This is a genomic window from Nostoc sp. (genome assembly GCF_036917535.1).
Classification (GTDB): domain Bacteria; phylum Cyanobacteriota; class Cyanobacteriia; order Cyanobacteriales; family Nostocaceae; genus Nostoc.
The window spans coordinates 100,896-125,856 of sequence record NZ_JBALDA010000013.1 but is presented as its reverse complement, the minus strand read 5'-3'; the positions used below and the strand labels follow the sequence as shown (position 1 = coordinate 125,856).

23 protein-coding genes are annotated in these 24,961 nt (G+C 41.8%); 10 read left to right on the top strand and 13 right to left on the bottom strand.

Annotated elements, in window-relative coordinates; genetic code table 11:
- The first annotated feature begins 704 nt into the window (after positions 1-704).
- The 4 genes from V7K56_RS03620 to V7K56_RS03605 all read left to right on the top strand — a co-directional run bounded on the left by V7K56_RS03620 (position 705) and on the right by V7K56_RS03605 (position 4,366).
- The gene (locus V7K56_RS03620) at positions 705-1,541 is read left to right on the top strand and encodes a photosystem II manganese-stabilizing polypeptide (protein WP_334907686.1); all 837 of its coding nucleotides are present in this window, start codon (positions 705-707) and stop codon (positions 1,539-1,541) included.
- 752 nt (positions 1,542-2,293) lie between these two features.
- Positions 2,294-3,070, top strand: a complete 777-nt coding sequence (locus tag V7K56_RS03615; RefSeq protein ID WP_334907720.1) for an RNA polymerase sigma factor SigF — start codon at positions 2,294-2,296, stop codon at positions 3,068-3,070.
- Positions 3,071-3,236: 166 nt separating this feature from the next.
- Positions 3,237-4,112, top strand: coding sequence for a hypothetical protein (locus V7K56_RS03610; protein ID WP_334907684.1), 876 nt, complete (start codon positions 3,237-3,239; stop codon positions 4,110-4,112).
- Positions 4,113-4,114: 2 nt separating this feature from the next.
- Positions 4,115-4,366 carry a hypothetical protein gene (locus V7K56_RS03605; RefSeq protein WP_334907682.1) on the top strand — a complete coding sequence of 84 codons (252 nt, stop codon included), beginning with the start codon at positions 4,115-4,117 and terminating at the stop codon, positions 4,364-4,366.
- A gap of 485 nt (positions 4,367-4,851) precedes the next feature.
- On the opposite strand, the gene V7K56_RS03600 is transcribed toward V7K56_RS03605, so the two are convergent.
- Complete coding sequence (locus V7K56_RS03600; protein WP_334907680.1) at positions 4,852-5,037, bottom strand: hypothetical protein; 186 nt, start codon at positions 5,035-5,037, stop codon at positions 4,852-4,854.
- A 724-nt stretch (positions 5,038-5,761) separates the two neighbouring features.
- On the opposite strand from V7K56_RS03600, the gene glyA reads away from it, so the two are divergent.
- Positions 5,762-7,045, top strand: a complete 1,284-nt coding sequence (gene glyA / locus V7K56_RS03595) for a serine hydroxymethyltransferase (RefSeq protein WP_334907678.1) — start codon at positions 5,762-5,764, stop codon at positions 7,043-7,045.
- A gap of 164 nt (positions 7,046-7,209) precedes the next feature.
- A complete protein-coding gene (locus V7K56_RS03590; protein ID WP_334907676.1) occupies positions 7,210-8,460 on the top strand; it encodes a competence/damage-inducible protein A in 1,251 nt (416 codons plus the stop codon).
- Between the two features lie 177 nt (positions 8,461-8,637).
- On the opposite strand, the gene V7K56_RS03585 is transcribed toward V7K56_RS03590, so the two are convergent.
- Entirely contained in the window at positions 8,638-8,892 is a 255-nt protein-coding gene (locus V7K56_RS03585) for a hypothetical protein (RefSeq protein ID WP_334907674.1), read from the bottom strand.
- A gap of 71 nt (positions 8,893-8,963) precedes the next feature.
- Between V7K56_RS03585 and V7K56_RS03580 the strand changes: the two genes are divergently transcribed.
- Complete coding sequence (locus tag V7K56_RS03580; protein WP_334907672.1) at positions 8,964-9,197, top strand: helix-turn-helix domain-containing protein; 234 nt, start codon at positions 8,964-8,966, stop codon at positions 9,195-9,197.
- Between the two features lie 254 nt (positions 9,198-9,451).
- Entirely contained in the window at positions 9,452-9,667 is a 216-nt protein-coding gene (locus tag V7K56_RS03575) for a type II toxin-antitoxin system HicB family antitoxin (RefSeq protein ID WP_334907670.1), read from the top strand.
- 143 nt (positions 9,668-9,810) lie between these two features.
- On the opposite strand, the gene V7K56_RS03570 is transcribed toward V7K56_RS03575, so the two are convergent.
- The 3 genes from V7K56_RS03570 to V7K56_RS03560 form a co-directional block, all read right to left on the bottom strand.
- Entirely contained in the window at positions 9,811-10,413 is a 603-nt protein-coding gene (locus tag V7K56_RS03570) for a Uma2 family endonuclease (protein ID WP_334907668.1), read from the bottom strand.
- A gap of 143 nt (positions 10,414-10,556) precedes the next feature.
- On the bottom strand, positions 10,557-12,242 hold the full coding sequence (locus tag V7K56_RS03565; RefSeq protein WP_334907666.1) for a DUF262 domain-containing protein: 1,686 nt from the start codon (positions 12,240-12,242) through the stop codon (positions 10,557-10,559).
- A gap of 199 nt (positions 12,243-12,441) precedes the next feature.
- A complete protein-coding gene (locus tag V7K56_RS03560) occupies positions 12,442-12,579 on the bottom strand; it encodes a hypothetical protein (protein WP_334907664.1) in 138 nt (45 codons plus the stop codon).
- A gap of 107 nt (positions 12,580-12,686) precedes the next feature.
- On the opposite strand from V7K56_RS03560, the gene V7K56_RS03555 reads away from it, so the two are divergent.
- Positions 12,687-13,481: an LmeA family phospholipid-binding protein gene (locus V7K56_RS03555; protein ID WP_334907718.1), complete on the top strand. Its 795-nt coding sequence runs from the start codon at positions 12,687-12,689 to the stop codon at positions 13,479-13,481.
- A 195-nt stretch (positions 13,482-13,676) separates the two neighbouring features.
- On the opposite strand, the gene V7K56_RS03550 is transcribed toward V7K56_RS03555, so the two are convergent.
- The 8 genes from V7K56_RS03550 to V7K56_RS03515 all read right to left on the bottom strand — a co-directional run bounded on the left by V7K56_RS03550 (position 13,677) and on the right by V7K56_RS03515 (position 23,402).
- Positions 13,677-15,068 carry a UDP-glucose dehydrogenase family protein gene (locus V7K56_RS03550; RefSeq protein ID WP_334907663.1) on the bottom strand — a complete coding sequence of 464 codons (1,392 nt, stop codon included), beginning with the start codon at positions 15,066-15,068 and terminating at the stop codon, positions 13,677-13,679.
- Between the two features lie 149 nt (positions 15,069-15,217).
- The gene (locus V7K56_RS03545; RefSeq protein ID WP_334907661.1) at positions 15,218-16,168 is read right to left on the bottom strand and encodes a UDP-glucuronic acid decarboxylase family protein; all 951 of its coding nucleotides are present in this window, start codon (positions 16,166-16,168) and stop codon (positions 15,218-15,220) included.
- Between the two features lie 471 nt (positions 16,169-16,639).
- Entirely contained in the window at positions 16,640-18,778 is a 2,139-nt protein-coding gene (locus V7K56_RS03540; protein WP_334907659.1) for a cation:proton antiporter domain-containing protein, read from the bottom strand.
- Positions 18,779-18,923: 145 nt separating this feature from the next.
- On the bottom strand, positions 18,924-19,580 hold the full coding sequence (locus V7K56_RS03535; RefSeq protein ID WP_334907657.1) for an HAS-barrel domain-containing protein: 657 nt from the start codon (positions 19,578-19,580) through the stop codon (positions 18,924-18,926).
- A gap of 162 nt (positions 19,581-19,742) precedes the next feature.
- Positions 19,743-19,940, bottom strand: coding sequence for an NAD(P)H dehydrogenase subunit NdhS (locus V7K56_RS03530; RefSeq protein WP_100898602.1), 198 nt, complete (start codon positions 19,938-19,940; stop codon positions 19,743-19,745).
- A 102-nt stretch (positions 19,941-20,042) separates the two neighbouring features.
- Positions 20,043-21,356 carry a rod shape-determining protein RodA gene (gene rodA / locus V7K56_RS03525; protein WP_334907655.1) on the bottom strand — a complete coding sequence of 438 codons (1,314 nt, stop codon included), beginning with the start codon at positions 21,354-21,356 and terminating at the stop codon, positions 20,043-20,045.
- Positions 21,357-21,522: 166 nt separating this feature from the next.
- On the bottom strand, positions 21,523-22,593 hold the full coding sequence (locus V7K56_RS03520; RefSeq protein ID WP_334907653.1) for an Mrp/NBP35 family ATP-binding protein: 1,071 nt from the start codon (positions 22,591-22,593) through the stop codon (positions 21,523-21,525).
- Between the two features lie 284 nt (positions 22,594-22,877).
- Positions 22,878-23,402 (bottom strand): SRPBCC family protein, encoded by a 525-nt coding sequence (locus tag V7K56_RS03515; protein ID WP_334907651.1) that lies wholly within the window; start codon positions 23,400-23,402, stop codon positions 22,878-22,880.
- 449 nt (positions 23,403-23,851) lie between these two features.
- Between V7K56_RS03515 and hemF the strand changes: the two genes are divergently transcribed.
- Entirely contained in the window at positions 23,852-24,892 is a 1,041-nt protein-coding gene (hemF, locus tag V7K56_RS03510; RefSeq protein ID WP_334907649.1) for an oxygen-dependent coproporphyrinogen oxidase, read from the top strand.
- Positions 24,893-24,961 lie beyond the last annotated feature (69 nt).

Sequence of the window (24,961 nt, the reverse complement as noted above, 5' to 3'; positions counted from 1 at the left end):
AGTTGTTTCCCTGTCACTGCATCTCCTCACTTGCCCTAGTTAGGGGTAAATATAACTAGATTTGTATCTTTATCAAAAGCAATTGCGATCGCTCCAAAAAGAGCATAGTAACCTTTAGCATAGGCTCTACAAAAGCTAAATGCGATCAAGACAAGACTTTCTTTGATTTTGAGTTAAAAAAAATCGTATGATCTGGCTGATTTACCCATCCAAAAATGGGCTGTATGTAGTGGCGTCACATACATGATACAAAAAGACTTAGGCGACGACGCTTTTGCGATAAGCAAGAGCAAAGTGCGAAGCAGACACTCCTGTTCGTACTTTTCGAGGCAAGCATTTATGCAGCTCTGTATGAAACTTACTCATCCACCCGCCCAACTTTAACAAATGCCACCAACAGTAAAACTGCTGGTTTTTTGCTCCCCTAGTGACACACATCCAAAATGGATGCAGTGTGCTACTTAGTCTGGGGTTTACACCCTAAGCTCAAAAGAGCGACACGTTTAACTACGTTTAGCAACAGAAAAGTTTGAGCAACGACTGACAACCTAGACAACCCGAACACTTGCTTCAACTCTCTCAATCAGAGTAAAGCCGTGTCCGAACAAAGGTAGCTTTTCGCAGAGTAGCGGCTTCTCATCAGAGATCAAAGCTTCGATGCAGTTTTACAACTTAGATATTAATTTTTGAGATTGAGGTTGACCATGAGGTATCGCGCTTTAATTGTTGCATTCTTGGCTTTGTGCCTGGGGCTAATAACAGCTTGTAGTGATGCTCCTGCTAGTAGTAGTGGTAGAGATGTACTCACTTACGATCAAATTCGCGGCACTGGCTTGGCTAACAAATGCCCCCAACTAGGAGAAACACGCCGTGGCTCCATTCCCATTGATTCTAGCCAGTCTTATACCATCAAAGAACTTTGCTTGGAACCAACTAGCTTCTTCATCAAAGAAGAACCTGCTAATAAACGCCAAGAAGCAGAATTTGTTGCTGGCAAATTGTTGACCAGATACACTTCCACCATTGACCAGGTGCAAGGTAATTTAAAAATCAACTCAGATAATAGCCTGACCTTTAAAGAAACTGATGGTCTTGACTTCCAAGCCATCACTGTGCAACTTCCTGGTGGTGAGCGAGTACCTTTCCTCTTCACTATCAAAAACTTGGTTGCTCAAACCCAACCCAGTTTGACCAGTATTAACACCTCCACGGACTTTGAAGGCACTTTCAAAGTTCCTTCCTATCGTGGTGCTGCTTTCCTAGATCCCAAAGGTCGTGGTGTCGTCAGTGGCTACGATAATGCCGTGGCTCTCCCCGCTCAAGCAGATGATGAAGAACTTACCCGCACTAACGTCAAGCGCGCTGAAAATCTCAATGGCAAGATTTCTCTGCAAATCGCTAAAATAGATGGCTCTAGTGGTGAAATTGCTGGCACTTTCGAGAGCGAACAGCCATCTGATACAGATTTAGGTGCTGGCGAACCTAAAGAAGTCAAGATTCGCGGTCTATTTTATGGACGGGTTGAATCGACTCGTGGCTAAATCCTCGAAAGTAAGGCAACTGAATGGCACTCAAAACGACAATTCTGTAAGTATCAGACTTGCTCGCAAAAGTTAACCTATCTACCCTCTTTTTTCAAGAGGGTAGATAGATTTTTTACAAAAATCGGGAAAAGTTAAATCTGAGCAAAATAGCTCTGGCAATTGGGAAAATTTTTATCCCTCAGTCTTATGGGTCACTTGATTCATCTGTTTAACCTTTTCCCTTTCATTAAAACACTATATACTTAAGTGCAAAAAAGGGCGAGATGCCCTTTTTTTATTGGCTTGCGTAAATATACATAGGATTTTTTTAAATTATTAGTAATTTTTAACTATTGGATAAATCTCAGTTGAATAAGCACGTAATTTTACTGAAAATCTAACTTTTGCTTATCAAACAAAAGCTCGACTACTGTTGTTTTGTTTCTCTAAATTAATTTCATCATTAATTAATTGAAGTTAAGTACAATCTCGGTTTGATATTTAGTGATTAATTTTATATTTTATTTATATGTAGTTCTAAAAAAGCTACAGGTCATACCAAAGATAGATAACCAAGTAAATAGCAATTTCGCGTATTTAAATTTTGCTCGATTGTCAAGTAATCTATGGAGTTTTGATAGAAAGTTTTTATTATATACCATAGCAAATGCTTAGGAAATATAGCGCAATATTTCCTTTAATGTCGTGCGATCGCAGCTGAATTTAAAAGAGAATAATTGATTACTTATTTGCTCAATAAACCCGGTGCTATGCCTACCACAGTCACCACTGAACTAAAGCACGAAATTTGGCAGTTGTTGCGAGAATATCAGCAATCTCCGTCAGAAAATATCCGCAATCAACTAGTAAAACTCAATTTTGGATTGGTGAGAAAAGAAGCTCACTACTGGACAAATCAATGTCATGAAACCTACGATGATTTGCTCCAGGTTGGATGTTTAGGTTTAATCAGAGCTATTGAAAGATTTGAAATTTCTAAGGGACATGCCTTCAGTTCCTACGCTCTTCCCTATATTCGGGGTGAAATTCAACACTATCTCCGAGATAAAGGTGTCACCGTGCGAATTCCTCGGAGATGGTTAGCACTCCAACAGCAAGCAATAGGAGTATCACGTTCTTGGCGTGAAAAACACAATCGTCAACCAACCGACTCGGAATTAGCAACTGCACTGGAAATTTCTCCAAATGAATGGCAAGAAATTAAATTAGCATGGGTTAATCGCGCTCCTTTGAGTCTTGATGTACCAATCCAAGATGGAGAAGAAGGTTCTACCTGCTTAGGAGAATTGGTTCCAGATCCTCACTATCGCAGCTTTCAACTGGCACAAGAAGACCAACTTCGCTTACAACAAGCGTTGGTTCAGCTAGAAAAACGCACCCGCGATGTGTTGGAATGTGTATTTTTGCAAGATTTGACACAAAAACAAGTTGCAGAACATCTAGGAATCAGTGTAGTAACGGTTTCCCGTCGAGTCAAGAAAGGACTGGATTTGATGAAAGAGCTTATGGGTGTGGCAGAAGATTGACTGCAAACAAACACCAAGCCGCAGTTATACTGGGTAGGCAGTGCTAAAAATCACCCTTGAAATTTAAAAAATTAGGTTATAAAGGGAACATACTTTGTCTTTAATCTAAATTTTAGGCATGTTGATTTCTAATTTTCAATTTTCCAATGGCTTTTGAGAAAGGCTCATGGGCAGAACTTCAAAAATTACAATTGCAGCTATTCTAACTTTGGCGATCGCTGGATGTGCTTCTGAAGATACACAACAAGCTATCAATCCCGTGCCAATTCCCAAAATAGCCAAAAAGTCGCCACCAGCGGCTCAATCCTTTAAGAATCCAGTGATACCTGCCAAACAGGTTTCACAAGTTAATCTTGCATCTGTTAACTTGATTCAATCTACAAATGCTACAGAGCGGGCACGAGAACTTGTGATATCAAAAGATCGAAGCGATCCTTTTACACAACTTTTCGGGCAGACTCTTCCCGGAATGGCTAAAACATCTGGAAGACCAGTTCCCGTGTTGCCGAAGCTACCTACTGCAACGATAGTAAAACTAAAACTTTCAACACGCAGCATTGCTTTAAATCCAAAGAAAAATAACGTTTCTTCTCTACCAAAAAAAGTCAATCCTACCTTGACTAAAAAAGTCAATCCTACCTTGACTTCAGTATTGCCTAAAGTTTTGCCTCAAGTTGTCCCCAACCCCACTTTAGTCTCTGTATTGCCACCGCCAGCACAGCCTGAGTTAGCAAGGGCAGTGGTTGTGACTGGTGTAGTTCTAATTAGCAAGGAACCACAGGCAATTATCAAAGTACCCGATGAGCCGACAAGTCGTTATGTACAGGCGGGACAGCGATTAGCAAATGGGGTACTAATTAAACGTATTGAAATGAATCAGGGCTACAACCCCATTGTCATTTTGGAACAATATGGTATTGAAGTTGCCAAAATGGTAGGGGAAGGGGCTGTTAACTCAACGCCGTCAGCTGCGTCTGCTACCGGCAATCCTATTTCAGTGACAACGCCCCCCCAAAATTCTTTTAATGTGGGAGCTTCATAAAGATGGAGACTAAGGAAAAAGTAGAATTCGTTGGTTTGCCTTTAGCTGTTTATAGAGAAATAGCAGCTCATTTACGTCAAGTCGAAGGGGTGGAGGTGGATTTAATTCCCCAATCATCCCAACAGTTTGATTACAATCAAAGTCAAATTGGTGGCTTGAGCCTCTCGTGGACAGTAAACTCTGGTTCAGAAAGTCGGCAACGAGTTAACCAGATTTTGGCTTACTATCAAAATCGCTATAGCAATCCTATTTGATTTGTGAAAATCGAAAGCCTCAAATTCCCGAATTCTTAGAGAAGTCGGGAATTTTGTTGTTTATGAATCATTTAGGATTGCTATAGCGCTCTTCCATCACTCTGTCCAGAGAAAAAACAATAATCCTTGCTACACAAGACTTTCAGGTAAAACAGATGATTCTAGCCATAATGTTAGAAAATAAAGCTCGAAACCGAGTTTCTGTCTTTGATTTAAAAGTTGGTTGAGATTTTTCTTTGACCAGAGTGATGGAAGCTGTTTACGGACGCACTTGCTTTCATTGTCGATGAAACAAACAAGTCAAATCCTCTTCCTATACCCTATCTCACCTCAACAAATAAGTTTTCTTACTACACCGGTTTGAAATATATGGTTTTTAACATTGCTCGACCTTCTGTCGTTATTTCTGCATTCTTACAGATCGCCAGAAGGGTTGACGAGCCTGATTCTGGATTGGCTTTGTTGCTTTCAATCTCACCGATGAATTATCCAGACTCCTTAAGACGATTTAGTAACTCAAGCAATTCTTCTCGACTAACCTGTTTCCCCTCGAAGTCCTCGGCAAAAAAGCTAACATCTCGCTGCCCTTCTTCGTCGTGTTTAATCTTATTGAGCAAGACGTAGACGATTTGATCAGGCAGGTTATCTGCTGGTGTCAGATCAAGTGACATAGAATACTCCTAAAAATCGCTAAAACTAAATATTATTATAGACTATTAAGAATTTTTACCAACAATTAATTTGCTAGTAGCTGAGAACGTAGGCAGAGTCTACCTTATAAACTAATTTTTGATTGAAAAAATTGTCAACAAAGACTAAAACGTTGAGTTGAGCTTGCCAACCAGAAGCAGTCAACACCACAGGGCAAACGCATCTAAAGTATAAGAATCCTTTAATAGCAAGGGTTCCGGCGTTTTTTAATTGAGCCTATTTTTTCGTCAAATCCTTATCCAGCAGGGGTTTTAGAAATGCCATGCGTTCGCCCTGGTCAACACCAACTTCCTCGCTTTGCAAGTAGGAATTGAGCGATCGCTTTTATCATCTCAGCGATCGCATTACTCGAAAATAGCGATCGCTTAACAATGGCGTAAGAATTCTATAGATCCCAACTCCTGACTCTAAATTTTCTGGAGTCTTACACTGAAGCACTTAACTTTGTATCACAGAGAAGCGATCAGAGAAAACTTCAATTAACGCAGGTTCAAAAAGCAACGTTATGATAATTAATGCATTAATCGAGCTTGGGTCTAATAATAAATAAGTTGGCACAAACAAACCTCCAGAGTATGGAGACGATTAATCGCCTCTGTAGAGCAGTTAAAAACCATAGCTCTTGACTGTATATGCGTCCAACCACAATCAGCCGTTGTACAAATTTCCATAAGGATAATTAAAGTGACTAGGACTAATTCAGACTTTCTTTCCTCCAGCGATCCGGTGATCGCGGAGTTAATCAACAATGAACTACAGCGTCAACAAGACCATTTGGAGTTGATTGCTAGCGAAAACTTTACCTCCGCCGCTGTACTGGCGGCTCAAGGTTCGGTACTGACAAATAAATATGCTGAGGGTTTACCTGGTAAACGTTATTATGGCGGTTGTGAGTTTATCGACAAAATCGAGCAACTAGCGATCGACCGCGCTAAACAGATATTTGGTGCGGCTCATGCAAATGTACAACCTCATTCTGGCGCACAAGCCAATTTTGCAGTATTTCTATCGCTGCTGGAACCAGGGGACAAAATTATGGGGATGGATTTGTCTCATGGGGGACATCTTACCCACGGTTCCCCTGTAAATTTCTCAGGTAAGTGGTTCCAAGTTAGCCACTACGGTGTCAGTCAACAAACAGAACAGCTTGACTATGACCAAATTCGCGAGCTGGCGCTGAGGGAGCGTCCTAAGCTCTTGATTTGTGGTTATTCGGCTTATCCTCGTGTTATTGACTTTGAAAAGTTCCGTAGTATTGCTGATGAAATCGGCGCTTACTTACTTGCCGATATTGCTCACATTGCTGGTTTAGTTGCCACTGGTCTTCATCCCGATCCTATTCCTCACTGTCACGTAGTAACAACAACTACCCATAAGACTCTACGCGGCCCTAGAGGTGGTTTAATCTTGACTGGCGACGCAGAACTAGGTAAAAAGCTAGATAAATCTGTTTTTCCTGGCAGCCAAGGCGGGCCATTAGAACACGTTATTGCTGCCAAGGCAGTAGCTTTTGGAGAAGCCCTCAAGCCTGAGTTTAAAACTTATTCTGCCCAAGTGATTGAAAATGCTCGTGCTTTGGCCGAACAACTGCAAAATCGTGGTTTAAAGTTAGTATCTAACGGCACTGACAATCATTTAATCTTGGTAGATTTACGCTCTGTAAGTCTAACTGGTAAGCAGGCAGATCAGTTAGTCAGTACTGTGAATATTACTGCTAACAAGAATACCATTCCCTTTGATCCGCAGTCGCCATTTGTTACTAGCGGTCTGAGGTTAGGTTCGCCAGCAATGACCACACGGAGCTTAGGAGTAGCAGAATTTACCGAGATTGCAAATATTATTAGCGATCGCCTACTTTCTCCAGATTCCGAGGTAGTAACCCAAGATTGTCGGCAACGGGTAGCGGCATTGTGCGATCGCTTTCCCTTATATCCTCACCTGGAAATTCCTGTACCAGCATTAGCATAATTGGGCATGGAGCATGGGGAAAGAGACAAGGGAGACAAGCAAGAAACTAGTTTAATAATTCCTCCTTATCCTTTTTGTCCCCCTTGTCCCCTCATCTCCCTTGTCCCCTTATCCCCCACTCATCACTCCCCATTCCCCACTCCCTACTTCCCTTCCCCAATCCAATGAGTGCAGAAATTATTTGTGTTGGTACTGAACTATTGCTAGGAGATATCCTCAACGGCAATGCTCAATTTTTAGCGCAACAATTAGCGCAGCTAGGTATTCCCCACTACTATCAAACAGTGGTTGGGGATAATCCAGAACGGTTGAAGCAAGTTATAGAAATTGCTATTTCCAGAGCGCAAATTCTCATTTTCACTGGTGGACTCGGCCCAACACCAGACGATCTAACTTGCGAAACGATCGCCGATTTTTTTAAAGTCCCGTTGGTAGAACGTTCTGACATTATCGAAGACATAACCCAGAAATTCGCGCAACGTGGTCGTGTTATGTCACCAAGTAACCGCAAGCAGGCTTTGATTCCCCAAGGTGCAGAAATTCTACCCAACTCCACTGGAACAGCACCTGGTATTATTTGGCAACCCCGTCCTGAAATCACGATTTTTACCTTTCCCGGTGTTCCTAGTGAAATGTACCCAATGTGGCAAGAAACAGCCGTCCCATTTCTTAAAAGTCAAGGTTGGGGTAAAGAAATTATTTACAGTCGGAGTTTAAAATTTTGGGGTATTGGTGAATCGGCTTTGGCGGAAAAAGTTTCTTCCTATTTGAAATTGCCAAATCCCACAGTAGCCCCTTATGCAGGTAAAGGGGAAGTCAGATTGCGAGTTTCTGCGAAAGCAACTTCCGAAACAGCCGCAGAAGAACTAATTGCACCCATTGAGAAACAACTTAAAGAAATTGCCGGACTGGATTTTTACGGCGTTAATAATGATACCCTTGCTTCTGTGGTCGGTCAATTGTTACGGGCATCAAAAGAAACGCTTTCGGTGGCAGAATCTTGCACTGGTGGCGGTTTAGGGCAAATGTTGACTGAGATTTCTGGCAGTTCTGATTACTTCTGGGGTGGAGTAATTTCTTATGACAATTCGGTGAAGGTTGGACTATTGGGGGTTAACCCAGAAGATTTAGATAAATTTGGGGCGGTAAGTGCTACTGTCGCAGAGCAAATGGCTGTTGGTGTCAAAACCCGCCTTGCAACAACTTGGGGATTGAGTATCACTGGTATTGCTGGCCCAACTGGAGGGACAGATACTAAGCCGGTGGGTTTAGTTTACGTTGGTTTGGCTGGACCAAAGGATGAAGTGGCAAGTTTTGAGTATCAGTTTGGTACAGTGCGAGGTCGAGCTTTAATTCGTCATGTGAGTGCAAATGCAGCGTTGGATAATTTGCGGCGGAAGTTGTTGACGAGGTAGGCATCAGTGAAAAATTAAGGTCATCAACCATTAGTCAACAAGTAATAATGCTTAAACTCTCTTTAAATCGGGTTTAGGAACACAATTTTTCAGCCAGCGATGCCTACGCACTTGTTTAAAAGGCAAGTCAAATCAGAGCGTAGGCATCGCCCGCCATAGGCATCGCACCCTCTGTGTTCAGTCTAGGGTAACTTGTTTGACTGTAATACTCATCATTTCTTTGCCCTCACTGTTGGGTGCAGCTTGCGGCTGACTCCAGGCTGTTACTTCGGCAAAGCCGACGCGATAAAGCAAATGAATAATGCTGTTGATACCTCGACGGGAGCCAATGATCAGGATTTTTACAGATTCCCGATGGGAAAGTGGCAAAGAGTTGTTAGATTCCATGACAGGCATTAAAACTGTGTGATTTATGTCCAAAGTTTTGGACATAATCATCTTACATTAAATGTCCAAATATTTGAACATTTACCAAGTCACAAGCCTCTGACACAATCAGAGGCATGAAAAAAGCAGGTAAAGCGCTGAAGCAGGTACTGGAGATTTACAGCATCAGTCAGAATCGTTTAGCAGTAGCAATGGGTATTGGACGCTCCGCTGTCAACAACTGGGTTAATGAAATTAGTGACCCGCCTGCTGATACAGTGCTAGAAATTCGTAAAGGACTACAAGCAATCAATCATGAAGCTGCTAAGGAATTTATCAAGCTTTACTTGAGTGAAGATGAAGATTACTAAAGTGCTTCAAGAACTCAATCCAGATGCCGTTCTTGAATTTGTTAGTCTTGACTTAGGAGACATACACAGTATTTGTAGTACGAGTAGTAAGATGGACTGATTCTCAAGAGCCAAATTTACAGTGGGCTGTTTCTACAGGGGATATCTGGCAATTTGGTTTATTGAATCAAAAAAGTAAACAAATACCTCAAGACCTCAATTTATGCTGATATAGAAGACTTGCTGCGTATTTTGGTGGCGATATTGGGTTAAGTATGAAACACTATCACATTCATATTTTCTACAGTGAAGATGATGGCTACATTGCTGATATTCCTAATCTGAAATATTGTTCAGCATTTGGTTCAACTGAAGAAGAAGCGCTTCGTGAAGTCTTGCAAGCAAAAGAAGCATGGTTAGATGCTGCGAAAAAGGAGGGTAAACTAATTCCTAAACCTAAATATCGGCTTGCAATTTACCAGATGGACTGATGATTAATGGATATAGTGCGATGTCTGAGGACAAGCTGCTTTTCGTCTACCTACTTTTTATTGAAGTTGCGATCGCTTCGTAACAGACGATAGCAAAAGACAAATTATATTAAAAGGCACTGGCTTAGATAGCATTTTCAGAATCATTTCCAAACCTCGGTCAAATCTAAGATAAACCCAAGCAAGATATCTTCACCTGACAAGCTTATGGGATTATCTATAACTTCCACGGACTGGCCTTGCCTATAAATCTCTACCTTTTTGTTTTTTCGGTCAATTAACCAACCTAAACAAGCTCCGTTTTCCATATATTCCCTCATTTTGGCTCGTAGGGGTTTCATATTGTCATTTTTAGAACGCAGTTCCAGTACAAAATCAGGACAAAGAGGGACAAATCCATCTTGCTGTTCTGGAGTGAGTGTGTCCCATCTGTCTTGACTGACCCAAGCTGCATCGGGAGAGCGATCGGCTCCGTTAGGGAGGTGAAAACCAGTTGAAGAGTTAAATGTTTTACCAAGTCTTGTTTGACGGTTCCAGAGCCATAGTTGTCCTTCGATATCTAAATTCCTATTTCCTGTAATACCTCCAGTTGGAGCCATAACGATTAGCTCTCCTGTCACAGTTCGTTCTAGTTGTAAATCTCGGTTAGCGATCGCCAACTCGACTAACTGCTCATGGGTGACTGTAAGTGTTAGCGTTGGTGGAATATTCACTGCAATGGCTCGAGGTGTTTTGGCTTGTGTCACTGTTTCGTTTCAAACCTACGTTTATCTGGAAGCTCTACATAGATTCTAAAAACCATTTGCATTCATTTCCATAGTTTAAAATAAATGCGTCACTATGGCGAACTAGCGATCACACTTTTTATTGAGGTTGCGATCGCCTCACTTCACATACATGGAGAAGACCAAACTTTAACAGCTATATCTGCTAATAATTCTGCTCTTTTATTGATTTCTGTTTCGTTCCACTGTTTCAGATGTTGCAACCCCCGATTCAGACGTAGAGGGCTATCTGCGAATCCACCATCCTTTTTATCCCGCTTCTCTATAAACGGGCGATCGCTCAACTCAGGATTATATCCAGTTAGAGTTAGATTTCCAATAGTGTGTAGATATTTGGCTCGAATTTCTTTCCATTGTTCTCCCAAATCTGCCTGCCATTCTAAACAAAGATTGGGATTTTGTGGCATGATATGCTCAATACTATATTCTTCAGCATTGACTAACTCTTTCCGCTCATAATTTTCTAGTTTACGAAGTAGATAGTTGCGACCGCGAAAGTTATAAATATCCTTAACTAGCAACTCTCGACGAAACTCTTCATCATCTGGAAATCTTTTATAACTCTTTTTACTACTCAAAGCAATCTGTAAACTTTCTAAGTAGTTTTCTCGGTCAACTTCTCGAATTAAAGTGGCAAAATTCTTGTTCATATAGTTAGTAGGAATGCCACAGATAGTCCGCCGAAATACATAGCTTTCCACAAGCCTAAGAATGCTGATAAATTCTTGTCGTGCTATTTTATTTTTATTGTAATCATCATAAACTTCTATTAAAAATGGATAGGCAACATCTACCTTAAGAGTATTAATATCCGTAATTAACTGCTTAATTTCTTGGTCAGTTTCCTCAGCAAAAGCTAACTTAACAAAATATTTAGAGTAAAGGTAAACATCCGCTAATATCTCTTTGATTAAAGTATCTTTTTTCCCTTGTACATAAATCTTAAAGCTACTATAGACTTCTCTAATATTAGGAATAGTTCCTGATCTAGATTTGATGGTCAGATAGTCCCGAATGAAGCGGTCAAATAGCTGAGAATATCCGGTTTTATCAAAGTTTTTCTCCATTGGATGCCAATAGAGGTTGTAAATTTCATTCTGCTCCTCCGGTTGAAGTCCCATCAGTACATAGTTCCGAATCTTGTCTGCTTCCGAAAGCTCAAGTCCTGTGGAATTTAGACTTTCAAATATTAATTGTGGATCATCACGATCGCGCTCCAAAGAAATTTCTACAATCATTAACTTGCATATACCTCGGTACAGGTTATTAAGGTCAATGTCTAGTTTATGAATTTGATTCTCAAAATATCGGTAGTTATCAACAAGTTGCTGAGATTTATCGTTAGGTATTTCTGTATCTTCTAGCAATCGAATTAGAGTTTCTCTATCTTTCTTATTTAAAAGTAACTTGTATCGTTCACTACCCTTTGCATGTCTATTAAAAAGATAAAAATCCTCTAGGGCTTCAGAACTAATATCAATTTCTTCATTACTTGCTCTAATAGCTTTACTTAAAACAGAAAGTAGTAATGAAAGGGTTGTTAAACGTTGCTGACCATCAATAACTAACAATTTAGGTATTACTGCTGTTAGATACACAGTATCTACCATGTAAACTAATGAACCAATGAAATGCCCTGAAATTTCATTGTCTTTAGCAGCACGCAGAATATCATTCCATAGCTGCTGGCATTGAGTAATTGTCCAACTATAAGGACGCTGATAGATGGGGATGATTAATTGCTTGTTGCCTTCTAAAAAGTTGAGAAACTTGGTTTGAGTAGCTTTCATGGTTTTAGTACGTTATTAGGAAACTGTAGGTATCAAAGCTTTAGCACAAACCGCTCTCACGTAATCAGCTAGGTTAAATTTAGTTGTGTCATAATTAGCAGTGGTGATAAGCTGTCTGATGTCCTAATTAAAGTATTCCCACCAATAAGTTATTCATAACTTTCCTTGCAGAAATTCTATATTAATGTCAACATCTGACTCAGTTTTCCTCACTAGAAACGCCATACTTCTGCTGCATTTCCCGTTTAAATTCCTCAACAAAACGTGTTTGGCCTGCATTTACGTCTTCCACTCCCGTTGTAAGTAGTAATATCTGATACAGTGACCTTGTAACCATCAGCTATCCAACTCCTACCCATCAGCACAATTAATCACGGGATCGCTTGCTGTATTCTTCACAGTTTGTTACAAAAGTACAAAGAACTTTTAGAGACTAAAAACCACATGTTCGGCGGACTTACTGGTTTACAAGAGCCTAAAGGCACAGATTGGGGAGAGCGGATGCTCAACACGGTCGCTAGCCAAACGATTCGCCACCTGTTTAGCATGAGCGAGTCAGTAGAAGTCTTTGTGCGCTGCTACCCCTCTAGCAAGCTCTTGCAAGGCAGCATTGATAGCTTCAAAATGAGCGGTCGTGGCTTGGTAATTCGGAAAGATTTCGCGGTTGAGGAAATGTCTTTTGAAACTGATGCAGTTGCCATTGACTTCGGCTCGGTATTAAAGGGCAAACTCAGTCTTAAGCAACCCACTCAAGCGATCGCTCAAGTAATTTTATCAGAAGCAGGTATAAACCAAGCCTTTAATGCAGAACTGGTGAAAAAGCGCCTACTTAACCTCACCATACCATTACTGACAGCATTATCTGGCGGTGAACCAGTCTCCTTTACGGAAGTTCAGGTAAAGCTATTACCAGAAAATCGCTTACAGCTTGGAGCAAAAGCAGATTTAAATAATGGCGAACTTGTACCCCTAAGCATGATCCTAGCTATAGGCATCGAAAGGCGGCGGCGAGTTTCTTTCAAAGATCCAAAAATCGAACTTGACCAAGTACCAGAAGCACAACGGGAAATCTCGCAAACCTTGAGCGTGGCACTGGTAGAAATTTTAGATAATATGGTTGATCTCGATCGTTTTGACCTCGATGGAGTGAAAATGCGGCTCAACCGATTAGAAACTGAAGGTCAAAAACTTATTTTCAGTGGATATGCTGAAATTGAACGTATTCCAAATAGCGCTTGATGCAATACTTACACGCAAACAATCAAAGTAAAGTGAAACTTTGAACAAATTAAACTACCGCCTAGAATCATCTAGGCGGTAGTTTAATTCTTTAGGTTTTGAATGGAGTTAGGAGTTATTAATTACTAAGTTGTAATTAATTTTTATTATCATTCTTAACTCCTGTAGAGACGCGATTAATCGCGTCTCTACTTTTTATCTTCCCACGCCTACATATTGAAATCCAGCGCGTATTATTGCTTCGGGGTCGAGGAAGTTACGACCGTCGATGATAACGGGGTGGGCCATCAGTTTCGCCATCTTCACATAGTCCAGAGTGCTGAACTGCTGCCATTCGGTGACGAGTACTAAAGCATCGCAGCCATCAGCTAGTCTTTCGGCATCGGTTTCTACTAGGACCCCAGAAAGTCCATGACGTAGACCTGTTTGGGAAACAATGGGGTCATAGGCTTTAACTTTGGCTCCCAGTCGGTTTAGCTGCTCAATTAGGTTGAGTGCTGGGGCGTCGCGCAAGTCATCGGTATCGGGCTTGAAGGTCAGTCCGAGTAGTCCGACTGTTTTGCCTTTGAGAATTTTTAGAACTTGTTGAAGTTTCTCTAAAGCAATCAACCGCTGACGTTCGTTGACACTAACAGCAGATTTCAGTAGCTGGGCTTCATAACCATAATCATCAGCAGTGTGAATCAGGGCAGAGACATCTTTGGGAAAGCAAGAACCACCCCAACCAATACCAGCTTGTAAAAACTTGTTACCAATGCGGGAATCTAGACCGATACCTCTGGCTACTTGAGTAACATCAGCACCGACGCGATCGCAAATATTAGCAACTTCGTTAATAAAACTAATCTTAGTAGCTAAAAAGGCATTAGCGGCGTATTTAATCATCTCCGCCGAACTTAGGTCTGTTGCCAGAATTGGCACTGGAGGTAAAGATTGATCTTCTGCGTACTTGCGTTCCACAATTGGGGCATACAGTTGTTGCATCAAGGCTACTGCTCTTTGACTATTGCCCCCTAATACAATGCGATCGGGGTTAAACGTGTCGTAAACTGCCGAACCTTCGCGCAAAAACTCTGGATTGCTGACGACATCAAACTCGGCTGCAAATTCAGGTAATTTCTCATCGCTCGGCACTCCACCTGCGGGTATTAGTGTTTTTTGCCGCTCTGCAACACCATCTAAAACAAGCATCCGCACCCAGTCACCTGAGCCAATGGGTACTGTAGATTTATTTACTATGACTTTATAACCACCGTTGAGATTTTCGCCAATCCCACGAGCTACAGCTTCGACGTAACGAGTATCACTTTCACCAGTGGGTAAAGGTGGCGTTCCTACAGCAATAAACAAAATTTCTCCGTGGGAAACTCCAGCAGCAAGATCGCTAGTAAAATGAATCTTCTCTGTCTGAATGGCAGACTGCATAATTTCTGGGAGTCCTGGCTCAAAAATTGGAGACTGCCCAGATTTCATTAACTTAACTTTTTCTTCGTTGTTGTCTACGCAAATTACATCATGCCCAATATGAGCCAAGCAAGCACCTGTAACTAAACCAACGTAACCAGTACCAATAACGCAAACACGCATTTATTTAACTCCTCACTTTTTTAGGGTTAATTTTCAAAAAGAAGTTCTCAATTTTACACTTACACACTTAAGAAAACTCAGCAACTAATATAGACTAGCTACCAATCGGATTAGCCTGCATGAAAATTTAGAGCAACGCTAGACGCCACTCAGGTGGTTGAATTATTGGCATCGCTTTGAATGCGATCGCGAAAATCTTCTATTGTCAGTTTTAAACCCTCTTGCAGAGGAATGGTAGGTTCCCAATTTAACCAAGTTTTTGCCTTTGTGATATCAGGCTGGCGACGTCGGGGATCGTCCGAAGGTAGTGCTTCGAACTTAATCTGTGCGTCTGGATTGATCATATTTTGCACAGTTTGTGCCAATTGTAAAATCGTGTATTCACCAGGATTGCCCAGGTTGACTGGGCCAACGTAGTCGCTATTCATTAGGCGGATGAATCCTTCTACCAAATCAGAAACGTAGCAGAAACTACGAGTTTGCGAACCATCACCGTACACAGTTAAAGGATTACCCTGCAAGGCTTGAACTATAAAGTTGCTCACTACCCGACCATCATTTTCTAACATTCTTGGCCCGTAGGTGTTGAATATCCGCACAACTCGAATATCAACTTTATTTTGCCTGTAGTAATCAAATGCTAGAGTCTCAGCAATTCTTTTACCTTCGTCGTAGCATGAACGTATTCCAATAGGATTGACGCTACCTCTATACTCTTCAGTTTGAGGATGAATTTCTGGATCTCCGTATACTTCACTAGTGGAAGCTAAGAAAAACCTCGCTTTCATACGTTTAGCTAGCCCCAACATATTCAGTGTTCCCATCACGTTAGTTTTAACGGTTTTAACTGGGTTGTACTGGTAATGTACTGGTGAAGCAGGACAAGCTAAATGATAAATTTGATCCACTTCTAACCGAATTGGTTCGGTAATATCGTGACGGATCAATTCAAAGTACGGATGATCTAACCATTTCAGAATGTTGCGTTTATGACCAGTGTAAAAATTATCCAAGCATATTATTTCATGCCCAGCAGCCATTAGTCGGTCGATGAGATGGGAACCAATAAACCCAGCACCGCCCGTCACTAAAATTCTCATAGTTTCCCAGTTACTTACAAATATTTTCTAGTAGCTATTGCACTTACTTTTAGATTACCCACCTTGGGTACAAAGAATACAAAACAAAAAAAAATAATAAGGCTCAATCAAAAAGTATTGTTGAACTTACTTATTTTTTCACAGTTGTGGTTTTGTTATATTTTTACCTGTTTTCTTAAGAATTTTATTAGCAAAATAACAAAAATTATTTAAAAATTGTTTGTTCTTTAGCCGAACTTTATCAAATCTTCAAAAATATAAAGTATTTTTACGGTTATTGAGGTTTTAGTTGGATACAGAAAATTAGTCGAGAGCGGGGTGACACTCGTGCTACAAATACATGCCAACAATACAGATGTACATTCCTACAGCCGATTCATTTATTGCCAAGATTTTTGGAAATGTGATGCCTCCAGCGGATTACGCTAACGCAGCCCAAGTCCACTTACTTGAACTGTATTCTGCCTTATATCATACAGCAGACGTAATGCTGCTAACCGTAGTAGACATAATTAAATTTGTAGTTTGAGTGCGTTGCGGTTCTCCAAGCATGATAATTGAGCAGGTGAGTTGGCTGGCTAACTGGGTTGTAACATCGCTAATGGCTAACCCTCCAGGACTGGTACGATTACGTATAAAAGGTAAAACTACTAAATCATATAATCTTGCTGCCTGCAAAATTGCTTGGGCAACATTTTCGTGAGCGATGATTTGAATTTCTGGGACATTGGCCAAAGCCAATTTAGATACCAATAGAGAGAGATGCGATCGCCTCCAAGCAATTTTACTAGAACTAGTGCGGCGATCGCACACATTTAGTACAGTAATGTGGCTCTGATTTGCCTCGGCTAGCATCTGGGCAAACTGTACAGGTTGTAATGTTGGTGCTGTTAAGTTTTCTATTGGTACTAAGATCCGCTGAATTTTTTTCGGTGATTCTACTAGACGTGTCACCGCTACTGGACAATGGGATGCCCAAAGCACACCATCAATCACATTCCCAAATAAACGCGCTCGTAACCCAGTCCGTTTACCCCAACCCATAACAATTAAATTAGCCTTTTGTTCGCGAGCCGCTCTGCTAATTCCTTGAGCAAAGGCATCATCAATTCGCAGCACTGGTTCTGCGGCTACACCCAAGGCTCGACTTTGTGTCGTGGCTTTATTCAATAACCACTCACTCCGTTGTAGAGACGCTTCTAACTGGGGCGCATCCATCTGAGCAGCAGCAGTAGCGATCGCCAGGGGTATAATTTTACCCTGAGACTGACGCGCTAATAACGCCGCCATTTCAATTAAATACTGCTGGGTCTGCGGATTATATACAGGCACAACTATAGTAAAAGCACTGTTTGTTTCTGATGCATTCTCCTCAGGTAAAGGTGGTACCGGATCTTCGGCTAGCGGAGAATTCAAACCAACAGCTATTCGACTGGTCATCAACGGTCCCAAGGTTGATGTGACGAGCATTAAGACAATCACACTGTGTAATACTTCTAGTGGAAGCAACCCAGCCCGATATCCCACTAACGTTGCTGCTAAAGTTGTACCAACTTGGGGAAGTGAGAGCGACCACATCGTTAAAGTTTCTTGCCATTTATAGTGGTAAACCAGTTTTGTCAACAAAGCTGCGATCAATTTACTGACAATCAAACCAACTACGATCAACAGCGTTAACTTGAGCGTATTCACATTGTTCGCAAAGGTGGGTAAATCTATCACTAAGCCAAGGTCAACAAAGAAAATGGGAATGAACAGCACGCTGCCAATAAATACCACCTTTTCTTTGACAGGACCTTCACCCACAGCCTCATTCACTGCCAAACCCGCTAAAAAAGCACCAACAATTTTTTCTACCCCAATCAATTGAGCGCCCATAGCTGCTAGAAACACAGAAAGCAACACAAACAAAAACTTGTTTCCTTCATCGTCTCCAGATCGCTTAAAAAATTCTTTGCCTGCCCAATCAAAACCTGTAACAACAGCAACAGAGTAAATAGTTAACCAACCCGACAAGGTGAGTAGTTTAGCAAAGCTGAATACTCCAGCATGAACGACAGCTACACAAACAGCTAATATCAGTATTGCACCAATGTTTGTAAAAATCGTCGCTCCAATGGTGACAGTAACAGCTTCGTTGTTTACTACTCCCAAACGGCTGATTATGGGATATGCCAAAAGAGTATAGGAAGTGAATAAAGAGCCAATTAAGATTGAAGTAGTCCAACTATAGCCTAAAATCAGCCCTACCAAGGTTCCCATGAGCAGGGGAACACTGAAAGTCAAGGTAGCAAACCCAAAGGCACGACTTTTTTTCCGGCGAAACTGTTCTAGATCGACTTCTAGCCCGGCGACAAACAGCAAATAAATTAACCCAATGTCTGATAGTAGGTTAATCATCGGTGAGTCAGACTGAAAAAAATTCCAACCTGAGGGTCCAAGTACCAGCCCTGAGAAAACCAAACCCACTAATCCTGGTAATCTTAGCCGCTCAAACATGATGGGTATAACTAAGATGACCGCCAGCAAAATAGCAAAGGGAACAATTGGTTCTTTGCCAAGAACTTGGGAAGTTGGTTCCAGAACAAGAACTTGTGATATTAGTTCCATATATAGAAATTGAAGGGGCTATGGTAAAACAGCGATTGCCTTGAGGGCGACTGCCCGATCAATAGGAATAAATAGAGAAGCCACCTGACGAAAAATCAAAAATCTTAATTTACACTAACTAGGCAATTATTTAAGAATTAACTACCTACGGGTGGATTTGACTCAGAATGAACCGTAAGCGATCATAGTCATCTTTAAGTAGCACACTTAAGCTACGTCCAGCTTTAATTAGCCATTCTCGGTCAGCTTTGCGTAACTGGTATACATCTCGAATGGCAGCTGCGGTTAAAGACTCTATTGGTGCACCATTTATACATAGCAGTGTCCGTAAAAAATCTAGTTCTTCAGTAAATTTAATGATAGCTTCTGGTTCACATCGATAAACAGCTTGATGAATTTGCGGGGGACGGGGTGGAAGATACTGATATACTCTTTGGTTATAACTTTGATTTTGCGAAGATAGTTCAAATCCGACGATCGCAGCCCGGAATTCTGTACGGAGCATAGCAAATATTTGGGGTTGTTCCTCCCGTAAGTCTTGCAAGGACAACCCCAACGCTCTCGCCCGGTGTACGGAATCTATGGGCATAGTTGTGGCATAATACACTACAGCATAAATTTGATTGCCAGATTCTTCATCTATAGAACAGACCCAACTACCAAAGGGTGGCATAGAGGGAAAGCTTAAATCTTCCGGTTCCAAACACTGAGCTAAGAATTCAGTACTGGTAGTTTCAATCACCTCTGCAATATGATTGGGATGGCGATCGCCAGTGGCAAACTGTGGTAGTGGGAGGCGCATAGTAATTTAGTCATTAGTCATTGGTGAGCCAGTTACTCTTGGGGGTTTCCCCCATGAGCAACTGGCGTTAGCGCAGCGCTAGCGAGGCACGAGCGTCACCCGAAGGGTCATTAGTCATTAGTTTTTGCCAAATGACAACGGACAAATGACTAATGACTAATCTTATTTGGCTTTTTTACGTCCGGCGGTGGTTTCTACGAGTTCCAATTCGCTCAGGCGGAAGGTAACTAATTTATCCCAGTTACCACCTTCAAATAATACGGCTACTTTGCCATCAGTAAGTCGTTGCACGAGTCCTTCGTAGCGATAATAGGTATCTGCGGGATTTTTGACGCGAACAGTTGCTCCAGGCAGAATCATGTTTTTAGCCTCGCTTGTTTCCTTTTAATAGCTTAATACTTGTCATTAGTCATTTGTCCTTGGAGAAGTGCAAATGACTAATGACTAATGACAAATGACGAATCAATAATACTTCTGTCTTTGTCGAAAATTTGCGACTGATTCTACTATTCCCAAGGAAATGAAGTTGGTCAGCATTGCAGAACGCCCATAACTCATCCAAGGTAGGGGAATTCCTGCCACAGGCGCTAAACCTACAGTCATGCCAACGTTGACAATCACCTGAAATACAATCATGGAGAAAACGCCAATAGCTAACAAGGAACCAAAGTTATCTTTGGCGGTTTGGGCAATATGCAATAGACGGAAGCAAATTAAGCAGAAGACAAACAGCACTACCAAACAACCAACAAAACCAAATTCTTCCCCGACTGCGGAGAAAATAAAGTCTGTATGCTGTTCCGGTACGAAATTCAGTTGCGTCATCGGCCCCTTGAACAGACCCCATCCCCATATTTCACCAGCACCAATAGCAATACGAGATTGGATTAAGTGGTATCCAGCACCAAGTGGATCGTGATCGGGATTCATAAATACAGTTAGTCGGTCTTTTTGATACTCTTTCAAAACATGGTTCCAGGCGAAGACTCCTAATTCGCCACCCAGTATATTAAGAGTCCACGCACCAATAGCACCTAAACCAAATCGGCGCCAGGGAAGAGTTTGCCAGCCCACAATAGCCATTGCAACTGACCAAATTAGTCCTAATAAACCGAAAGATAGTTCTTTAAATAAAACTATCGGCTCTGTTAAAGGCCAAGATATACTAAACAAAATGGCGGCAACCACCGGAGAAATCATCAGAATTAACCAGCCTGGGTTAGCATTTGCCCAGTAAAGCATTCCTAAGACGATCGCACCAAATACCAGTGATGTTGCTAAATCTGGCTGCAAAAATACTAATCCCCAAGGTATAGCGGTGATTGCCAAAACGCGGAAAACACCTTCGAGGCTAGAAGCAGTGCGTCTGTGTAGCAAAGCTGCTAAGGTGATGATTATACCGACTTTGGCAAATTCTGAGGGTTGCACGTTAAAGCCAGCGATACTAATCCACCGCTGCGCCCCTTTGGCACTAGTACCAGCAATCATCACGGCGATTAAGCTGAAGTTCGTTAACGAATAAGTTACCCAGTGCCACTGCATCAAAAGTTCGTAACGGGTACGAGATAAAAGCAGGGCTATAAGCACGCCGATACCTGCTACCATCCAGTGCCACCACCAGTCAGTTACTGGCTGCTTTAATTCCGTACTGAGAATCATCAGGCCGCCAAAGATACTGACAGCAATCGGCAAACAAAAAAGTAGCCAATCTACATACTGCCAGGGCTTAACCCAAGACTTCCAATGAATTTTGGGGAGCGATCGTTTTAACAACATTGTGCCAGTTTAGACTTTAGCTTTAATTGTTGGGAATTGGAAATTGGGAATTGGGAATTGGTTAATAATCAATAGTTATTTTTTCCCTACCTACCCACTCCCGAATACCCAGTCCCTAGTATTCCCAAGCTATAGCTAGGAAGTAAATAGAAATTAAAATTTATAATTATGCTAAGGCAGCAACTGATACTTTACCTGCAATGGTAAGAGCGATCGCTGTTAATGCTTTTGCTGAAGCCGAATCTGGATCGCCAACAACTATTGGCACACCGCTGTCACCACCAACTCGTGTAGAAATCTCTAGCGGCACACAGCCCAACAGCGGCACTCCCAATTCAGCAGCTGTTTTGGAGCCACCACCAGAACCAAAGATGTCATATTGCTTATCTGATTGATCGGGGGGAATAAAATAGCTCATATTTTCCACGATCCCCAATACTGGAACATTCATCTGCTGGAACATCCGCAATCCCTTACGAGAATCTAACAGAGCTACGTTTTGCGGCGTGGTAACAATTACTGCCCCTGCCATTGGTACTGCTTGAGTCAAAGTTAACTGAGCATCTCCAGTTCCCGGTGGCATATCTACAATCAAATAATCCAGTTCTCCCCATTGCACTTGATAGAGAAACTGGCGAATTACACCATTGAGCATAGGCCCCCGCCAAATTACTGGTTGATCTCGGTCAATCAAAAAGCCCATTGAAACCAATTTGACGCCGTGATTAAAAGCAGGTTCCAGGATGTCACCTGTTTCAGTAGAACGTACAGTAATTTGAGCATCAGACAAACCCAGCATGGTGGGGTCATTGGGACCATAAATATCAGAATCTAGCAAGCCGACTTTCGCCCCAGTTTGGGCTAGAGCCACTGCGACATTTACCGCCACCGTACTTTTACCAACGCCACCTTTACCGCTGGAAACAGCAATGATATTTTTGACTCCAGAAATGCCAGTGCGGTCAGGTAAACTTTTTTGTTGCGGTGTTTCTGCCGTTACTTCTATGCTGACATCTGTAACGCCTGGGATTTTTTTGACAGCTTTCTGACAGTCTTCGACAATAAATTCACGTAAAGGACAGGCAGGAGTGGTTAACACTAAAGTGAAACTAACCTTACCACCGTCAATTTTTACGTTGCGAATCATATTCAGTTCTACCAGACTTTTGCAAAGTTCTGGGTCTTCTACTGGTCGCAAAACTTCTAACACAGAACGGGAATCGAGGACATCGTACATAAAAATTCAAAATTCAAAATGAATAAATACACTTGTGTGGAACATCTTAGCTATTAACTGGATGCTTTCTTAAGTAAGGTCAGCTTAGTGTTATCACTGTTACTTTCGTGATAAAACTTAGCAAATAGCATTATTACCTAATAAAATTTTAACTTTCTTTGGGCATTAGGCATTGGGCATCGGGCATGGAAGATGAGGGAGCAGGGGAAACAAGGAGAATAACCATACCCAATCCCCAATGCCCAATGCCCAATGTCCAATGCCCTATGCTCAATGCCCCATTTCTAAAAATCAAAACAACTGTCATTAAGAGATTTTTTCTTACCAGATACCGCTGGTAATGCCGTCTTTTCTACTGCCTCGACTAAAGATCGTGCAACGCGGTCTGCATAAGGACGGGATAAAGACCAAATCAAGGGCGATAACCAACCCCGTAGGGTTACAGAATAAGATAAACAAGTACCACAAACTGTTGACTCTACTTGGTAAGTTACGCGTTCCTCTATTCCAGGAATCGCCATCACTCGGATACTCAGCATCTCTCTGGGATTGACGCGTTCCACAAAAATTCTGATGGGAATCGGCGAAAAGCGTGTTACAGCTTGAAAAATTAATCCTGGTTTCGGTACTAATCCGCGGGGGACATTAGTACTCTTAAGTTGTGGATGCCAGGAAACATCTGTTAAGTCAACCACTTTTTGCCAGAGTTCATCTACAGAAGCAGAACTAATCTCTCGATACGTCCACACCAGAGAAGCACAAAACCGACGACGTTTGCGGCGGATGAATTTGGATAACCAACCTTGCATTTTCCTAATCCTCCTCCCTAGATACTTTCTGGTACTCTGGTATGGTGTGCAACTACGCTCAACTGCTAAATTAAAACTTTCTCAAAAATACCCTAAACATAGCAAGCCTTGATTTAGTAGAGACCCTAACAACCGACATCAGCAATATGGCAAAAAATTTCTGAGTAGACCAGTTAAATCTTTGATACCTCAAGCTTAAGACTAAAATTGAGTCTTTATACCAGAATATTCCAATTAAGAATTTCAAAAAAAAACTAATTCAATATACAAGCCTATACGCATTTGAGGGAAAATAACTCTAGTGATGCCCATCAATCGTATAAATGCTTAACCAGTAAGAAAAAAGCGGGTTGGGTAAATAGAGCTTGATTGTTGGTGCGTGTTTCCCCCAAATTTTAAAATGAAGAATTTGTGGCTTTCTGGAAATTGTAATTTAGGTTCGGGAATCTATGTTGACCAACTCGCAAATACCAACTGTAGAAGCAGAATCATCCAAGTCTTTGCCAGCAGCTGATGCTCAGACTAGGGTCAGTCAGTTTATGAAACAACTGCAAGACGAAATTACCGAATCATTGGCAAAACTAGATGGTGTGGCTAAGTTTCATGAAGATAGTTGGGAACGCCCAGAAGGAGGTGGAGGGCGATCGCGCATACTGCGAGAAGGTGCAATATTTGAACAAGCAGGTGTAAATTTTTCTGAAGTTTGGGGTTCTCATTTGCCACCCTCAATTTTAGCCCAACGCCCGGAAGCAACAGGGCATGGCTTTTATGCCACAGGCACTTCAATGGTATTACATCCTCAAAATCCTTATGTGCCCACAGTTCATTTAAATTATCGCTACTTTGAAGCGGGACCAGTGTGGTGGTTTGGTGGCGGTATTGACTTGACACCTTATTACCCTTTTGCTGAAGATGCGGCACATTTACACAAAACATTAAAGCAGGCTTGCGACCAACACCACCCAGAGTATTACCCAGTGTTTAAGCGGTGGTGTGATGAATATTTCTACCTAAAGCATCGTGATGAGACACGGGGTGTCGGCGGTCTATTTTTTGATTACCAAGATGGACAGGGTGCTTTATATCGCGGGCCAAATCCCAATGGAGAAGCGGCCATTTATAGCAATCAGGTGGGAACACCAGCAACCCGCAATTGGGAAGATTTGTTTGGCTTTGTACAAGGCTGTGGCAAAGCATTTTTACCAGCTTACGTACCGATTGTAGAACGGCGACATGGGATAGAGTATGGCGATCGCCAACGAAATTTTCAACTTTACCGTCGAGGACGGTATGTAGAATTTAACTTGGTTTATGACAGAGGTACTATTTTTGGTCTGCAAACCAACGGACGCACCGAATCAATTCTCATGTCCCTACCACCTTTAGTACGCTGGGAATACGGCTATCAACCAGAACCTAATTCCCCCGAAGCCGAGTTGTATGAAACTTTCCTTAAACCTCAAGATTGGATCAACTGGACACCAGATTAATAGGGCATTGGGCATTGGGCATTGGTTATTAATTCTTTATCCCTCTTTATCCCTCACTTCCTCATCTCC

Bases quoted from the DNA above. Each gene is read 5' to 3' on its own strand.
- V7K56_RS03610 (WP_334907684.1), top strand. From the start codon at position 3,237: ATGGGCAGAACTTCAAAAATTACAATTGCAGCTATTCTAACTTTGGCG.
- V7K56_RS03560 (WP_334907664.1), bottom strand. From the start codon at position 12,579: ATGGTTACAAGGTCACTGTATCAGATATTACTACTTACAACGGGAGTG.
- V7K56_RS03555 (WP_334907718.1), top strand. From the start codon at position 12,687: ATGTTCGGCGGACTTACTGGTTTACAAGAGCCTAAAGGCACAGATTGG.
- V7K56_RS03515 (WP_334907651.1), bottom strand. From the start codon at position 23,402: ATGCAAGGTTGGTTATCCAAATTCATCCGCCGCAAACGTCGTCGGTTT.
- V7K56_RS03545 (WP_334907661.1), bottom strand. From the start codon at position 16,168: ATGAGAATTTTAGTGACGGGCGGTGCTGGGTTTATTGGTTCCCATCTC.
- V7K56_RS03535 (WP_334907657.1), bottom strand. From the start codon at position 19,580: ATGCGCCTCCCACTACCACAGTTTGCCACTGGCGATCGCCATCCCAAT.
- rodA (WP_334907655.1), bottom strand. From the start codon at position 21,356: ATGTTGTTAAAACGATCGCTCCCCAAAATTCATTGGAAGTCTTGGGTT.
- V7K56_RS03615 (WP_334907720.1), top strand. From the start codon at position 2,294: ATGCCTACCACAGTCACCACTGAACTAAAGCACGAAATTTGGCAGTTG.
- V7K56_RS03550 (WP_334907663.1), bottom strand. From the start codon at position 15,068: ATGCGTGTTTGCGTTATTGGTACTGGTTACGTTGGTTTAGTTACAGGT.
- V7K56_RS03575 (WP_334907670.1), top strand. From the start codon at position 9,452: ATGAAACACTATCACATTCATATTTTCTACAGTGAAGATGATGGCTAC.
- V7K56_RS03540 (WP_334907659.1), bottom strand. From the start codon at position 18,778: ATGGAACTAATATCACAAGTTCTTGTTCTGGAACCAACTTCCCAAGTT.
- V7K56_RS03620 (WP_334907686.1), top strand. From the start codon at position 705: ATGAGGTATCGCGCTTTAATTGTTGCATTCTTGGCTTTGTGCCTGGGG.
- V7K56_RS03605 (WP_334907682.1), top strand. From the start codon at position 4,115: ATGGAGACTAAGGAAAAAGTAGAATTCGTTGGTTTGCCTTTAGCTGTT.
- V7K56_RS03585 (WP_334907674.1), bottom strand. From the start codon at position 8,892: ATGTCCAAAACTTTGGACATAAATCACACAGTTTTAATGCCTGTCATG.
- V7K56_RS03580 (WP_334907672.1), top strand. From the start codon at position 8,964: ATGAAAAAAGCAGGTAAAGCGCTGAAGCAGGTACTGGAGATTTACAGC.
- V7K56_RS03530 (WP_100898602.1), bottom strand. From the start codon at position 19,940: ATGATTCTGCCTGGAGCAACTGTTCGCGTCAAAAATCCCGCAGATACC.
- V7K56_RS03565 (WP_334907666.1), bottom strand. From the start codon at position 12,242: ATGAAAGCTACTCAAACCAAGTTTCTCAACTTTTTAGAAGGCAACAAG.
- V7K56_RS03520 (WP_334907653.1), bottom strand. From the start codon at position 22,593: ATGTACGATGTCCTCGATTCCCGTTCTGTGTTAGAAGTTTTGCGACCA.
- hemF (WP_334907649.1), top strand. From the start codon at position 23,852: ATGTTGACCAACTCGCAAATACCAACTGTAGAAGCAGAATCATCCAAG.
- V7K56_RS03590 (WP_334907676.1), top strand. From the start codon at position 7,210: ATGAGTGCAGAAATTATTTGTGTTGGTACTGAACTATTGCTAGGAGAT.
- V7K56_RS03600 (WP_334907680.1), bottom strand. From the start codon at position 5,037: ATGTCACTTGATCTGACACCAGCAGATAACCTGCCTGATCAAATCGTC.